The following is a 14,094-nucleotide window of genomic DNA, read 5'->3' on the forward strand; positions in this document are numbered from 1 at the left end:
GCGACGGCCGGGCCGGATACAAAGACGCACCTCGTGCTGCGGGCGTAGTTCAGAGGTAGAACGTCAGCTTCCCAAGCTGAATGTCGTGGGTTCGATTCCCATCGCCCGCTCCACCCCCCCCTTCCTGCCATCGCGTCGCCCGGTCGCCGACCTTCAGGCGATGCCGGCGGCGATCCGCTGGGTGACCTCGTTGAACCCCCAGAAGCTGCGCAGCGACAGCCGGATCTTGCTGGGGCCCAGGAAGCCGCGGTGGATGGGCGCGGCGGGCAGGTGGCCGGCGAACAGCCGCTGCCAGAAGGCGACATGCAGGTATTCGTGCGCGAGGGGCACATAGGCGCCGGTCCCCTGCGACTCCGGCCAGAAGGCGTAGGGAAAGCGCCCGAGATGGGTGCCGCGCTTGCCGAAATAGCGCGCCTCGACGGAGACGCTGGAGGTGATGGAGACGATCTCGGCGATCTGTTCGCTCGACGCCACCCGGTAGAAATTCTCCTCGACCGGCACGACGCGATGGAAGGGCACCCTGGCGAAGATGCCGAAATCGTCGCGGTTGAAGGGGTGGGGCTTGAAGCCCGCACGCTCGACGGTCTGGAAGCGCCTGGTGTCGTAGGGCAGGGGCGCGGTCGCGAAATCGACCAGCTCTCCGTCATGGATCAGCACCTTGTCGTCGGCTGTCTGCCCGAAGAAGACCACCCGCACATCCTTCGGGATGCCGATCGTGTCCTTCATCAAGCCGCCACGCAGCAGCGCCGCCTCGCGGAAGAACACCTCCTCCGCGATACCGAACTCCGTCAGGCGATGCTGCACATCCGGATCGGAACTGCGGAAGCCGAGCACCACGTCATCGAGGAAGCGCACGGGATGCAGCACCACGTCGATGAAGCGGATGCCGAGGATCTCGAGGCTGCGCAGCAGCAGCTGGTTGCCCTCGAACAGCACGACGCAATCCGCATCGCCGTAGATCGCCTGCACGTAGTCGAGAAAGGCGGGCGTCGGTTCCGCGTGGTAGAGCGCGGCCCAGCTTCGCACGCTGCATTCGCGGTCGAAGCGGGAATAGGCGTCCCACAGGGAGAAATGCTCGGGCTGGCCGAGGATGGGCTCGACCGGCGCGCCCACGGCCTCCGCGATCGCCCAGCCCAGGATGGTGTGCAGCCAGCGGATGTTGCCGTTCTGCTTGGCGGCGTTCCCGCCATGGTCATAGGGGCGGAGCACGTCGCCGGAAATCGCGATCCTCATGCCGCGATGCCGGTGACGCAGGCGGCGAGGCGCTGGATGGTCGCGGCGTGGCGGGTGCTGTAGCGCGCCTCGATGAAGGCGGGCGCGCGTTCCGCCAGTTCCAGCCGCGCGGCGGGGTCGTGCAGGAGGTGCCGCAGGTGCAGCACGAACTCCTCTCGCGTCCGGGCCAGCAGGAAGGGCGCCGTGGCGGGATCGTGGGGCACACCGCGCAGGGCTTCGCCGGTGACGACGGAAGGGATGCCGAAGCCGGCGTATTCGATCGTCTTCACCTTGAGCCCGCCGCCGTAATAGACGGGGTTGATGGCGATGTCGGCATCGAGATAGGCGGCTTCCAGCGCTTCCCGCTGCAGCCGGCCGTGCCGCACCACGCCCTGGACCTCCGCGGGGATGGAGGCGCCGACGGCGCCGACGACGTCGAGCCGCAGGTCGCCCTGCCGGACGAGGGGCCAGACCTCGCGGCAGAACCACCGCATGCCATCCGCATTCATCGGGCTGTTGCCGCCGACGAACAGGACGGAGACCGGGCGGCTGCGATAGCGGCGCGGCGGTGGCGGCGCCACCATGAGGGGCAGGTAGAGGACGCGCGCCCGCCCCAGCGCCCGGCCGAGATGCTCCAGATCCTCGCCCTGGATGGCCAGGATGCAGTCGAAGCGGTGCAGGATGCGGAGCTCGTCCTGGGCGGTGATGTCGATATGGTGCTTCCTGCCGAAGCGCGCGAAGGTCCTGGCGCGCTGGGACATCACGTCATGCGTGTCCAGCACCTTGAAGGGCGGCGCGCCGGCGCAGAGCGCGAGATAGGCGGTCGTGACGTATTCGTAGATGCCGAGCTGCGGGCGGTGCTGCTGGCAGAACGCCGCGAAGGCGGCCGCGGTGGCCGCATCGAAGCCGAATTCGATCCCCTTGGGCTGTTCCGGCTTCTGGCCGGGCGGGACCTCGATCGCGGTGGAGGAATAGACAGGAACGGGCGTGGCCTTGGGCACCTCGCGCTGCGTCCTGTTGATGAAGAAGACCCCGACCCTGGCCGAAGGGGCGAGGGCGGTGACGAGCTGGTGGATCCGCTCCTCGCTGCCCAGCGAGCGTTCCCAGAAGGCGACATCCGTGACGAAGACCACATCCACGGCGGTCAGGCCCTCGCGATCTCGATCCTGGACATCGCGATGCCGAGCTTCCGCGTATCGGCGCCCGTGCCCATGGAGGACGGGGATTCCATCATCTTCAGGGCGAAGGACAGGACATCGTATTCCTCGTCGGCGGTCTCCGGCAGGTCGACCACCGCTTCCCACAGCCCGTCCTCCTGCCCCCGTGCCAGGTCGAGCGCGACGCGGCCCATGCGGATGGCGAGATGGAAGCGGATATCTATCCAGGGCGGCGACCACATCTGGAAGGTGAACCGCAGCCGTCCGCCGCGGAGATTCGGCACCAGCACGGTGGAGACCGGCCCGGGCCCGGACCAGCGCAGCGTCACCGCGCCCTGCTGCTCCCGCGGGTGCCAGTTGCGACCGATGAACTGCCGGTCGGATGCGAAGAGCACGACGAGAGGCTCCGGCCGCGCCGCCTTCTCCTCCGCCGGCAGGTGTGCGGTCGGCAGGGGATCGATGCGCAGGACCTCGTGCAGGGGGCGGTGATGGGCGTTGAGCTGCCGGTCGAGGAGATAGACGAGGCCCGTGAGGGTGGCGATCTTCCGGTTCTGCACCTCGATCACCTGGCGCATGGCGTCGAGCATGGCGGCCTGGTCTCCCGCGCCCGCGAGCCGGGCCAGGGCCGGCGCCGAGGCCTGCTCGATGTCGGCCAGGGCACGTGCGCCGGCATGGGCGAGGAGGAGGGAATCGAAGCTCCCTTCGGGTGGCTGCGCCGCGTGCCCGTCCAGCTCCGCCAGGGACACGTCGCGGAACCGGCCCGGACCCGGTGCCGTGCCGTGCCGTGCGGGGGCGCCGGTATCGAGGTCTGTCGGCTGGCCGCGATCCGTGGCAGGGCCAGGCGATGCCGGATCGGGCGGGGCGGTGCCGCTTCCTTGCCGTCGCTCAAGCTCATGGAGGTCACCGGCGTGATCGCGGAGAGGTCGCATCAGGGCTCGCCCAGGCCGTTGCCGCTGCTGTCTATCACTGTCCCCTGGGGTTGCGGAAGGCGGCCCCTGGTTGCGCCAGGGATGAGCGGCGACCGGGCTGGCGAAGCGGGGTTCAATGCCCATCGGCTGCCACACCTTCCCTTTTGGTCAACCATTGCTTGACGGCACGGCAATTGCTGCCGCCGGGCCGTCTTGAGGCGTGATCCCCTGGGATGCATGCTGCGCACCGTGTTTCGCGGTTCAGTCGACGGAAGGGGTTGCACATGACGACGGCAGAGGCTGCCCTGCTTCCGGACAGACTCCCCCTGGTGGACCTGGCGGGCCTCGGCACGCCGGAGGGCGACGCCGCCATCGCGAAGGAACTGGATGCGGCCTTCGGCGGCATCGGCTTCGCCTATTTCGCCAACACCCCGATCAGCCTGGCGCAGCAGGACGCCATCTTCGCGGCGTCCCGCGCCTTCCACGCCCTGCCCGATGCCGCCAAGCGCGCCATCGACATGAACGAGTTCCACCGCGGCTACATGGCGCCCAAGACCTCCGTCATCCAGACGTCGTCCGTGGCGAAGGTGACGAAGCCCAACTACTCCGAGAGCTTCATGTTCATGCATGAGGTGCCGGCGGATGACCCGCGATTCGGCCTGCCGCTGCAGGGGCCGAACCAGTGGCCGGCGGAACTGCCTTCCTTTCGCACGGAGGTCCTGGCCTACCAGGCCGCGATGGAGGATTTCTGCCGCCTGCTGCTGCGCCCGGTCGCCATCGCGCTCGGCCTCGCCCCCGACACGCTGCTGCCCTTCTTCGAGAAGCCGACGACTTTCCTGCGGATGCTGCACTACCCGCCGCAGCCGCCGGACAGCGCGGATGACGAATTCGGATCGGCGCCCCACACCGACTACGGCTTCCTGACCATCCTGCTGCAGGACATGTCGGGCGGGCTGGAGGTGCGGCGGAAGGATGGTGCCTGGCTGAAGGCGACGCCGATCCGCGGCACCTATGTGGTGAACGTGGCGGACATGCTGGCGCGCTGGACCAATGGCCGCTGGCAATCGACGCCGCACCGCGTGAAGAACCTCTCAGGCGGGGACCGCTATTCCTGCCCCTATTTCTTCGACATGGACATGGATGCGCGGGTGGAATGCCTGCCCACCTGCACCGATGCCGCCAACCCGCCGCGCTTCCCGCCCGTGCTCTATGGCGACTACCTGCTGGAGAGGCTGAACAAGAACTACGCCTATCGCCAGCCAGCCGCCTGACCATGCCGACCTGCCCCGCCACGCCGCCGAAGGATTGCCTGCCATGATGATGACCCGCCGCGCCGCCTTGGCCGGTGCCGCCGCCCTTGCCGCCGCGACGCGCGCCGAGGCGCAGTCCGGCGCGCCCTTCGTCATCAACACCTATGGCGGGCGGTGGGAGCAGTTCTGGCGCAGCGCCATCGTGCCGAAGCTGAGCCAGGCCATCGGGCGGCCCGTGCGGCTCGACATCGGCGTCGGCAGCGGCTGGGTGACGAATTTCCGCGCAGCCGGCCGGGGCGCTTCCCCCTTCCCGGGGCTGATGACCAATGAACGCTTCTCCGTGCTGCTGCGGCAGGAGGATTTCTTCGCCCCCCTGCCGGAAGCGCGCATCCCGAACCTCGCGAATTTGCTGCCGGTGGCGCGCAGCGCCGGCGACAAGGGCGTGATCGGCATGATCTCGCCGATCGGGATCGCCTACCGCACCGACATGGTGCGCGTGCCGCCGAAGAGCTGGCGGGAGCTGTGGGATCCCCGCTATCGCGGGCAGCTCGGCCTCTATTCCATCACCAATTCGGCGGCGATCATGCTGCTGATGCAGGCGGGCACGATGTTCGGGCGCGGCCCGGACGACCTGGACACGGGCATCGCCAAGATGGCGGAACTGAAGCCCTTCCCGCAGGTCGCCTTCTCCGGCCAGATCGCGCCGCTGCTGGCGCAGGGCCAGGTGGCGATCGCGCCGCTGGACTATGGGGAGGTCATTCCCCTGAAGCGCCGCGGCGTGCCGATCGAGATCGTGCAGCCCGAGGACGGGCTGATGATGTTCGACCAGACCTTCGCCATCGCCGCCAGCGCCAATGCCGCGGACCAGGAGGCGATGGCGAAGTACATCGACCTGATGCTGTCGCCCGATCTGCAGCTGCAGCTGGCACGGGAGTTCTTCGTCGCACCCGTCAACACCACCGTCGCCATCCCGCAGGATCTGGCCGATGCCCTGCCCATCACGCAGGAGGCGTTGCGGAAGACCCTGACCTTCGACTGGGCGCTGGCCGCGCGGATGGCGACGCAGATGAATGAGCGCTGGGCACGGGCGATCTGAAGGCGGCGCGGCGCGGGGGGCGCCGGCGTGACCCAGATCGACATCATCGGCCTGACCAAGCGCTACGGCACGACGCTGGCGCTGGATGGCGTGACCCTGCAGGCGCGGGAGGGAGAGCTGGTCTCCCTGCTCGGCCCGTCGGGCTGCGGCAAGACGACGACGCTGCGCTGCATCGCGGGCTTCATGGATCCGGATGGCGGGGACATCCTGGCCGATGGCGCCAGCGTCACCGACCTGCCGCCGCAGAGGCGCGACTTCGGCGTGGTGTTCCAGAACTACGCGCTGTTCCCGCACCTGACGGTGTTCGAGAACGTGGCCTATGGCCTCGGCGTGCGGCGGGTGCCGAAGGCGGAACAGCGGACCCGCGTGGCGGAGGCGCTGGCGATGGTCCGCCTCCAGGGGCTGGAGGATCGGCTGCCCCGCGCCCTGTCGGGCGGGCAGCAGCAGCGGGTCGCGCTGGCCCGCGCGCTGGTGATCCGCCCGCGGCTGCTGCTGCTGGATGAGCCACTGGCCAACCTCGATGCAAGGCTGCGGGAGGAGGTGCGTTGGCTGATCCGGGACGTGCAGCAGCGCGCCCGCATCACCGCCTTCTACGTCACGCATGACCAGGCGGAGGCGATGGCGCTGTCCGACCGCATCGCCGTCATGAAGGCCGGGCGCGTGGCGCAATTCGCGACGCCACGGGAGATCTACCAGCGCCCGGCGGAGGCCTATGTGGCGCGCTTCACCGGGGAGGCCAACATCATCCCCGTCCGGCCGCGCGACCGCACGGCGGGGGGCGGCTTCCACGTGCCCTTCGGCGGCGTGGTGCTGCCGGTGTCGGGGGTGGAGGGCATCCGCCCCGGCGACGCCGCCATGCTGATGCTGCGGCCGGAGGCGCTGTCCATCACCGATCCCGGCGCGCCCGACGCCATTCCCGCCCTGGTGCTGGGGGCCGCCTTCCTCGGCGCCGCGCTGGCCTGCGAGGTCTCGCTGGCCGATGGCATGCGGCTGCGCTTGCAGGCGAGCCCCCATGGCACGGTGCAGCCCGGCATGACGGTGGGGCTGGCGGTGGATACCGCCCATGCCTGGCTGATGCCGGATATCCCCCAGTGAAGCGGCTCCTGCCGCGACTTCTCCTGGGCCTGCCGGCGGTGGCGCTGCTCACGCTGTTCTTCGTGCTGCCCTATGTCGAGATGGTGGCGATGAGCTTCCGGGCGCCGGCCTTCGGCCAGCCCTTCGGCAGCGGCCACACGCTGATGCATTACGGGCGCGCGCTCGGCGATCCGCTCTATACCGGCGCGCTGGTGCGCAGCCTGCTGACGGGGGCGCTGATCACGGCGCTCTGCCTGCTGGTGTCCTTCCCGCTGGCGCTGCACCTGTCCCGCCTGCAGGGGCGCTGGCATGTGGTGTTCTATGCCTGCATCGTCTCCCCCCTGCTGATCGGCGTGCTGGTGCGGAATTTCGGCTGGATGGTGCTGGTGGCGGTGGATGGCCCCTTCAACCGCTGGGCGATGGCGGCGGGGCTGATCGAGCGGCCGGTGCGCGTGCTGTTCACCCAGGGCATCGTGGTGATGGCGCTGGTGCATGTCTTCACGCCCTTCATGGTGCTGCCCATCGCAACCGCGCTGCGCAATGTGCGGCCGGAGTTGCGCGAAGCTTCCGCCTCGCTCGGCGCCGGCGCCTTCGAGACCTTCCGGCGGGTGACGCTGCCGCTGTCCTTCCCCGGGGTGCAGGCGGGGGTCACGTTGGTCTTCGTGCTGTCGGTCGCCGCCTATGTCACGCCGGCGCTGCTGGGCGGGCAGGGCATCGCCTACATGCCGGCCGTGGTGGTGCGGGAATTGATCGGGTCCTTCGCCTGGCCCTTCGGCGCGGCGCTGGCCGTCATCATGGCGGCCTCCACGCTGGCGGTCGTCACGGTCTTCACCCTGGCGACGCACCGCCTGGCGGAGCGCACGCGCGCATGAGCCGGGCGCTTTCCGCCGCCGTGCTCGGCGTGATCTATGCCTTCCTGCTGCTGCCGCTGGTGGCGGTGGTGGCGGCCTCGCTGACGGCTGGCGAATTGATGCGCGTGCCGCCGGAGGGCCTCTCGCTCAAGTGGTTCCAGCGCTTCCTGGCCAGCGAGACCTTCCGGGAAGCGCTGCTGCTCTCCCTCCAGGTCGCGCTGACCACGGTGGTGGTGACGGTGGTGCTGGCGACGCTGGCGGCGCTCTGCCACCGCGCGCTGTCGCGCCGGCTCGCCGCCAGCTTCCGCCTGGCTATGACCCTGCCGCTGCTGCTGCCGGAACTGCTGACGGCGATCGGGCTGCTGTTCTTCCTGAACTCCATCGGCCTCGGCAAGACGCTGACGGGGTTGCAGGTCGCGCATGTCGTCATCGCCTTCCCCTTCGCCTTCCTGGCCATCGTGGCGGCGCTGGAGCAGGTGGACCCGGCGATGGAGGAGGCCTCCGCCAGCCTCGGCGCGGGGGGCTTCGAGACCTTCCGGCGCGTGCTGCTGCCGCTGGCAAGGCCGGGGATGCTGACGGGCGGGCTCTTCGCCTTCATCGTCAGCTTCGACATGTTCACGATTTCACTTCTGCTCAAGCCGGTCGGGGGCAATACCCTGCCGCTCGCGCTGTTCGATTTCCTGACCTACGATTTCGATCCCACCGCGGCCGCGGCCGCGACGCTGTCGGTCCTGTTCGCCGTCATCGGCGTGGTGGCGATCGAGCGCATGGTGGGGCTCCGGCGCGCCTTCTGAACCGCGCGGGCGGTGGTCCCATCGCGCCATTCCCATCGGCGGTGGTGATTTGTTATGCTTCATCACAATGAACAAGAGGGACGTGCCATGGCAGATGACCTGCAGAAGCTCGCGAAATGGCGGGGCTTCGTGCCGGATGAGGAGCTGGAGACCTACCGCAAGGGCGGCTTCGCGCGGCGCATCGGCATCGGGCGGCGCCCGGCGCTGCTGAACATCGACACCACCTACATGTTCGTCGATCCCGCCTATTCGCAATGCGGGCGGGAGATGCCGCAACTGCTGGCGGCGCTGACGCGGCTGACCGCGCTGTTCCGCCGGCTCGACCTGCCGATCTACTACTCCCGGCGCGACGACCGCACCCATCCGAGCTATCGCGGCATCTGGAACCTGAAGCTCGGCACCGCCGGGGACTACCAGTACAGCCGCGATCCCCGTGCCGATGAATGGCCGGAGGCCTATGCGCCGCGGGAACAGGACCGCGTGGTGATGAAGAACAAGCCCTCCTGCTTCTTCGCGACGCCGCTCGAGGCCTTCCTCCGCTACGACGAGGTCGATACCGTCATCATCTGCGGCATCAGCACCTCCGGCTGTGTCCGCGCCGGCGCCATGGACGCCTTCTCCCACAATTTCCGCACCGTGCTGGTGGAGGATGCCTGCGGGGACCGCAGCCCCAGCGCGCATCGCGCCAACCTCTTCGACCTCGACATGAAGTTCGCGGATGTGGAGAGCCTGGACTATGTGGAGCGGGAGCTGACGGCGCGCTTCGCGCTGCCCCGCGCGGCGGAGTGACGGCGTTGCGCCTGATCGGGCCACGGCGGCGCTGATGGCGCCCGACGGGGGTGGCGGCGGGCGGTGCGGGCTTTTCGCGCTGTCCTATGTCAGCCGCGCGGTGGAAAACGATGCCGAAAGCCTGCACCGGGTGGCGCGGGATGTGGCGACCAACGCCACCTGGCGCAACGCCGTTGCCTCCATCACCGGCGCGCTCTGCCTGGGCGATGGCTGCTTCGCGCAGGTGCTGGAGGGGCCGGGTGCCGCGGTGCTCGATACCTTCGATCGCATCCTGGCCGATCCGCGCCACCGCGACGTGCGGCTGCTGGAATTCGTGCCCATCGCCTGCCGCCGGTTCGCCGGCTGGTCCATGGCCTTTTCCGGGGAATTGGCGCCGGGGATCCTGGCCGGCGCCGCGGTGGAGCACCGGCTGATGGAACGGCTCGGCCGCGGCAGCATCGCGCATCAGGCGCAGGTCATCTCCGCCGCCATGGAGGCGAATCTCCGGCCCTTCCCCTGATCGTCAGGGGCTGCGCGCCGTCGTCACGCCGATCATCGAATCCCGCGTCACCAGCGTGGCGAGCCGCGACTCGTCCCAACCCTCCGTGCCTGTCGGCCGGGCGGGGATGACGAGGTAGCGGAGCTCCGCATTGCTGTCGTGCACGCGCAACTCCACGCCTGACGGCAGCTCCGTGCCGAATTCCCGCAGGATCCCGCGGGGGTCGCGCACGGCGCGGGCGCGATAGGCGCGGCTCTTGTACCAGGCGGGGGGCCTGCCGATGATCGTGCGCGGGTAACAGGAGCAGAGCGTGCAGACGACGAGGTGATGGCGCGATTCCGTGTTGAACAGCGCCGCCAGCTTCGTCCCCGCCGCATCCAGGCCGAGTTCCTTCACCGCCGCCGGCGCATCCGCCGCGAGCCGGGCGGCGAAGGCCGGATCGACCCAGGCGCGCGCCACGACCGCGGCCCCGTGATGCGGGCTGCGCGCATCCATCCGCTCGATCTCCGCCCGGATTTCCTCTGGTGTCAGCACGCCTTTCGCAAGCAGCAGGTTGCGCACGGCCAGGCCGCGGAGGCGGAGCGGCGAGAGCACCGTCTCCCCGGCATCGTGATCCTCCTGGTAGGGATGGTCGTCGTCATGATCATGGTCGTGGTCGTGATCATGGGCGTCGTGGTCGTGGTGGTGATGGCCCGCGGCCTCGCCCTCCACGCGGTCGAGGCCCTCCGCGCGCAGCCGCGCCTCCTCCGCCTCCAGCTCGCCGATCGTCAGCGTGCCCTTCTCCAGCAGCAGCGATGAGAAGGCGAGGATCCAGCGCTCGTAATAGGGCATCGCCCAGTAGGTCGCGTCGTCCAGCTGTTCCTGCACGCGCCGGCTCTCATCGGTGGTGAAGAGCCGCCGCTTGCCATCGGCCAGCAGCATGCGGATGGCATCCGCCTCGCGCTCCCAATGCGCGGCCTCATGCTCCTCCCGGATGAGGGGGCCGTCGTAGCGGCCGCCGGCATCATGGGGCGGGTGCGTGGGGGGCAGGTCGTGCATGCGGACGCTCCTCGGGTTTGGCGGCAGGCTATCGACGCTGTCGCATCATCGGAAGTCTCGACAGCGCGTGCCGCGCAAGCGACGATCCGCGCAACGATAACGGGAGAACGAACCATGCTTCGCCGCGCGCTGCTCGCCGCCCCCGCTTTGCTCGCCCTGCCGGCCCTTGCCCAGTCCTGGCCGCAAAGGGATTTGCGCCTGGTCGTGCCCTTTCCGCCCGGCGGCACCACGGATGTCGTGGCACGGATGCTGGCCGCCGCGATGCGCGACCGCATCGGCCGCGCCGTGGTGGTGGAGAACCAGCCCGGCGCGGGCAGCACCACGGCGGCGGGCCGCTTCGCGCGGGAAGCCGATGACCATGCGCTGTTCCTGTCGCAGATCGCATCCCACGCCATCGGCCCCGCGCTCTATCCCAACCTGCCCTATGACCCGGAGCGTGATTTCCGCGCGGTGACGCTGGTGGTGACGGTGCCGAATGTCTGGGTGGCGCATGCGCGCAACGTGCCGGGCGGCGATGTCCGCGCCTTCCTGCGCGATGCGCGCGCGCGGCCGATGATCCGCACCTTCGCCTCCGCCGGCAACGGCACCTCCACGCATCTGACGGGGGAGCTGATCGCGCAGCTCGCCCGCGCGCCGATGCAGCACGTGCCCTATCGCGGTGCTGGGCCCGGCATGGCGGCGGTGATGGGGGGCGAGGTCGATACCTTCATCGACAACCTGCCGACCGCGATCCCGCAGATCCGCGCCGGCACGGTGGTGCCGCTGGCGGTCACGTCCAAGGCCAGGCTGCCGGACCTTCCGGATGTGCCGGCGCTGTCGGAACTCGGCGCCGAATTCGGCCTGGCGGGTTTCGAGGCCGAGGCCTGGTTCGGCCTGCATGCGCATCGCAGCGCGCCGGATGCGGTGGTCGATCGCATGGCCGATGCCGCCCGCGCCGCGCTGGCCGATCCGGGCTTCGTCCGCCAGCTGGCGGAGCGCGGCACCCAGGCCCGGGGTGGCCCGCCGGCCGACTATGCCGCGCTGGTCAGCGCGGAGCGCACCCGCTGGCGGGACGTGGTCCGGCAGGGGAACATCCGGGCGGAGTGAGGCCCCGCGGTTGCGCCGCGCTGCGGCCCGGCCCATAGCGGCGGCTCATCTCGGGGGCGGCGCGGCATGACCAAGGAAGAACTCACGGCCTGGGCGCTTTCCCATGGCTGGACCATGATCGGCGGCATGCCGAGCCTGACCAAGCCCCGCGCGCCGAAGGAGGCGATCGTGCGCCTGGTGCTGAAGGCGACCGTCGTCCATGTCGAGGTGAAGAAGCCCGCGGGGAAGTGGGAGAAGATGACGGGCGCCGCCTATGGCGACGTCCAGCCGGACCCCGATACGGGCCTGCCGCGGGGCCTCGGCCTCGATACCATCACCGGCTTCACCATGCTGATGCAGGAGAATCGGGACCGGCAGGTTTTCTCCAGATTGACCGGCAAGCCCTGATTCTAAACGCTGCTTAATCTTTGCCGGGGCCTTCCCGCCTCGACCGGCGGGCGGTGGCGGTGCATAGGGGCGCCCCACCGCTGTCATGGGAGAGTAGCCGGGATGAAGCCGACCGAGATCGCACGCGTGCAGGCCTATCTGCGCCGCATCCTGGGCTCCGACCGGATCACGCTGATCGCGCCGCCCCGGCCGGGCCTGACGGTGGAGGTCGCGGTGGAGGGCGAGGTGATCGGCACCGTCCATCGCGACGATGAGGAGGGCGAGGTTTCCTACGCCGTCACGCTCAGCGTGCTGGAAGAGGACCTTCCCCCGGCCCCCGCCGCCGCGCCCGCGCCGCGCGGGCGGAAGTAGGGGGTTCAGGCGGTGGCGCGTTCCGGCCACCGCCGCAGCGACCAGAAGCAGGCCGCACCCGTCGCATAGGCGGCGATGGAGAGCAGGAAGGCCAGGCGGTAGCTGCCGGACAGGTCGAAGACCAGGCCGGCGCCCCAGGACCCCAGCGCCGCCCCCAGCCCCGACCCCACGGTGATCACGCCGAGGATGGTGCCGAGCCTCGGCCCGGGGAACAGGTCGGCCGTCTTGGCCGTGATAGCGGGGCCGCGCGCCCCCCAGGTCAGGCCGAACAGGATGCCGTGCAGCCAGAGCAGCACATGGTCGCCCGGCCCGGTGATGGCCAGCGCGCAGGCGCATCCGATGATCGAGATGCCATAGGCCAGGATCGCAGACCTCTCCCGCCCGATATGGTCGGACAGCGTGCCGGTCAGGATCACGCCTGGCAGGGCCAGGAAGCTCCCCGCCCCCAGCACCCCCGCGGCGTAGAGCGGGTCGAACCCCGCATCGACCGCGAAGGCGATCTGGTGGAGGGAGACGAGGAAGCTGCCGACGCTGGTCAGCATGTAGACCAGGAACAGCACCCAGAAGCGGCTTGTGCGCACCGCCGCCGCCAGCGTCCAGTGCGGGCCGGTCGCGGCCACCGGCGCTGGCGTGGCGCCCGAAGCAGCGGGCGGCTTGCGGCGGAACAGGGCGGCCAGCGGCAGGGTGACGGCGGCCAGCGCCGCGGCCTCCACCAGGGTGGCCATCCGCCAGCCGACGCCGCTGATCAGCATCTGCGCGACCGGGGCGGAGACGGCGCGGCCGAAGGCATTGGCGGATTGCAGGACGGAGATCGACATGCCCCGCCGCCCCGGGAAGAGCCCCGCCACCAGCGGCACGAAGACCAGCAGGCCGAGGCAATTGGCGCCCACCGTCATCACCACGCCATACAGCAGCACCACCTGCCACAGCGCGCCGGCCTGGGAGGTGCCTATGAGCCCGGTCAGCAGCAGGCCCGATCCCAGCAGCACCATGCGGGACGGCCCGATCCGGTCCACGAGGTAGCCGACCAGCGGCGAACTCAGCCCGGCGACCAGCTGTGCGACGGAATAGGCGAGGGAGGCCTCCGCCCGCGTCCAGCCGAATTCCGCTATGAAGGCCAGCAGGAAGACGGTGTAGGCATGCATCAGGCTGGCGCCGATGCTGAAGGCCAGGAAGGCGCCCCCCAGCATGATCCACGCGTGGTTCGTCGGCCGGTCGCGCGGGGCGGGGGGATGCATCGGCGGGGATGCTACGGGCACCCCGGCGCGGCGTGCAATTCAGCGGTACGGGTAGCCGCCCCGCGGCTGGCGCGGGTCGATCAGGATCTGCGGCTGGAAGGGCATGGGGGACATGCCCTGGTTCGGGATTGTCGGCGCGGCCAGCGCCTCGCCGCAGGAAGGCCGGAGGATCCCGCAATCCCAGCGATGGCCGGTGGGCACGCCGGTGATGGTGCCGCCGCGCTCATAGCGGCATTCGCAGAGCTTGCCGGACATGCAGGCGACGGTGCCGGCCCGCTGTGCCGTGCAGGCGGGCGGCTGCTGCGCCGCCGCTGGCAGGGACATGGCGAGGAGGACCAGCAGGACGGGCAGGGACCGGATCATGGACCGAATCTGGGCCGCAGGC

The 14,094-nt window shown here is 70.0% G+C and carries 16 protein-coding genes and 1 tRNA gene; 11 read left to right on the plus strand and 6 right to left on the minus strand.

Annotation, left to right across the window (positions count from 1 at the left end; all coding sequences use genetic code 11):
* The first annotated feature begins 38 nt into the window (after positions 1 to 38).
* A tRNA-Gly gene (locus G3576_RS23160) sits at positions 39 to 113 on the plus strand.
* Positions 114 to 153: 40 nt separating this feature from the next.
* On the opposite strand, the gene G3576_RS23165 is transcribed toward G3576_RS23160, so the two are convergent.
* The 3 genes from G3576_RS23165 to G3576_RS23175 are packed head-to-tail and all read right to left on the minus strand — an operon-like array spanning position 154 to position 3,298.
* A complete protein-coding gene (locus G3576_RS23165) occupies positions 154 to 1,233 on the minus strand; it encodes a hypothetical protein (protein ID WP_164696851.1) in 1,080 nt (359 codons plus the stop codon).
* A complete protein-coding gene (locus tag G3576_RS32635; protein WP_164696852.1) occupies positions 1,230 to 2,351 on the minus strand; it encodes a glycosyltransferase family 4 protein in 1,122 nt (373 codons plus the stop codon). Before G3576_RS32635 ends, G3576_RS23165 begins: the two co-directional genes overlap by 4 nt.
* A 5-nt stretch (positions 2,352 to 2,356) precedes the next feature.
* Entirely contained in the window at positions 2,357 to 3,298 is a 942-nt protein-coding gene (locus tag G3576_RS23175) for a hypothetical protein (protein WP_164696853.1), read from the minus strand.
* 263 nt (positions 3,299 to 3,561) lie between these two features.
* Between G3576_RS23175 and G3576_RS23180 the strand changes: the two genes are divergently transcribed.
* The 7 genes from G3576_RS23180 (at position 3,562) to G3576_RS23210 (ending at position 9,630) form a co-directional block, all read left to right on the plus strand.
* Positions 3,562 to 4,548, plus strand: a complete 987-nt coding sequence (locus tag G3576_RS23180) for an isopenicillin N synthase family dioxygenase (RefSeq protein WP_164696854.1) — start codon at positions 3,562 to 3,564, stop codon at positions 4,546 to 4,548.
* A 43-nt stretch (positions 4,549 to 4,591) separates the two neighbouring features.
* Positions 4,592 to 5,623: an extracellular solute-binding protein gene (locus G3576_RS23185; RefSeq protein WP_164696855.1), complete on the plus strand. Its 1,032-nt coding sequence runs from the start codon at positions 4,592 to 4,594 to the stop codon at positions 5,621 to 5,623.
* Between the two features lie 27 nt (positions 5,624 to 5,650).
* Complete coding sequence (locus tag G3576_RS23190) at positions 5,651 to 6,718, plus strand: ABC transporter ATP-binding protein (protein WP_164696856.1); 1,068 nt, start codon at positions 5,651 to 5,653, stop codon at positions 6,716 to 6,718.
* Positions 6,715 to 7,569, plus strand: a complete 855-nt coding sequence (locus tag G3576_RS32640; protein WP_207623005.1) for an ABC transporter permease — start codon at positions 6,715 to 6,717, stop codon at positions 7,567 to 7,569. The genes G3576_RS23190 and G3576_RS32640 overlap by 4 nt, the downstream gene beginning before the upstream one ends.
* A complete protein-coding gene (locus tag G3576_RS23200; RefSeq protein ID WP_164696857.1) occupies positions 7,566 to 8,342 on the plus strand; it encodes an ABC transporter permease in 777 nt (258 codons plus the stop codon). The genes G3576_RS32640 and G3576_RS23200 overlap by 4 nt, the downstream gene beginning before the upstream one ends.
* Positions 8,343 to 8,429: 87 nt before the next feature.
* Positions 8,430 to 9,131 (plus strand): isochorismatase family protein, encoded by a 702-nt coding sequence (locus tag G3576_RS23205; RefSeq protein ID WP_164696858.1) that lies wholly within the window; start codon positions 8,430 to 8,432, stop codon positions 9,129 to 9,131.
* Positions 9,132 to 9,165: 34 nt separating this feature from the next.
* The gene (locus tag G3576_RS23210) at positions 9,166 to 9,630 is read left to right on the plus strand and encodes a BLUF domain-containing protein (protein WP_164696859.1); all 465 of its coding nucleotides are present in this window, start codon (positions 9,166 to 9,168) and stop codon (positions 9,628 to 9,630) included.
* A 3-nt stretch (positions 9,631 to 9,633) separates the two neighbouring features.
* On the opposite strand, the gene G3576_RS23215 is transcribed toward G3576_RS23210, so the two are convergent.
* The gene (locus G3576_RS23215; protein WP_164696860.1) at positions 9,634 to 10,647 is read right to left on the minus strand and encodes a nitrile hydratase subunit alpha; all 1,014 of its coding nucleotides are present in this window, start codon (positions 10,645 to 10,647) and stop codon (positions 9,634 to 9,636) included.
* 114 nt (positions 10,648 to 10,761) lie between these two features.
* Here G3576_RS23215 and G3576_RS23220 point away from each other — a divergent pair, with 114 nt between their 5' ends.
* The 3 genes from G3576_RS23220 (at position 10,762) to G3576_RS23230 (ending at position 12,471) form a co-directional block, all read left to right on the plus strand.
* A complete protein-coding gene (locus tag G3576_RS23220; RefSeq protein ID WP_164696861.1) occupies positions 10,762 to 11,733 on the plus strand; it encodes a Bug family tripartite tricarboxylate transporter substrate binding protein in 972 nt (323 codons plus the stop codon).
* 66 nt (positions 11,734 to 11,799) lie between these two features.
* Positions 11,800 to 12,120: a hypothetical protein gene (locus tag G3576_RS23225; RefSeq protein ID WP_164696862.1), complete on the plus strand. Its 321-nt coding sequence runs from the start codon at positions 11,800 to 11,802 to the stop codon at positions 12,118 to 12,120.
* Positions 12,121 to 12,222: 102 nt separating this feature from the next.
* Entirely contained in the window at positions 12,223 to 12,471 is a 249-nt protein-coding gene (locus G3576_RS23230) for a DUF3126 family protein (RefSeq protein WP_164696863.1), read from the plus strand.
* Between the two features lie 5 nt (positions 12,472 to 12,476).
* On the opposite strand, the gene G3576_RS23235 is transcribed toward G3576_RS23230, so the two are convergent.
* Both G3576_RS23235 and G3576_RS23240 read right to left on the minus strand, forming a co-directional pair.
* The gene (locus tag G3576_RS23235; RefSeq protein ID WP_164696864.1) at positions 12,477 to 13,709 is read right to left on the minus strand and encodes an MFS transporter; all 1,233 of its coding nucleotides are present in this window, start codon (positions 13,707 to 13,709) and stop codon (positions 12,477 to 12,479) included.
* Positions 13,710 to 13,748: 39 nt separating this feature from the next.
* Positions 13,749 to 14,072 carry a hypothetical protein gene (locus G3576_RS23240; protein ID WP_164696865.1) on the minus strand — a complete coding sequence of 108 codons (324 nt, stop codon included), beginning with the start codon at positions 14,070 to 14,072 and terminating at the stop codon, positions 13,749 to 13,751.
* Positions 14,073 to 14,094 lie beyond the last annotated feature (22 nt).

Source organism: Falsiroseomonas algicola, assembly GCF_011040385.1.
GTDB lineage: Bacteria > Pseudomonadota > Alphaproteobacteria > Acetobacterales > Acetobacteraceae > Falsiroseomonas > Falsiroseomonas algicola.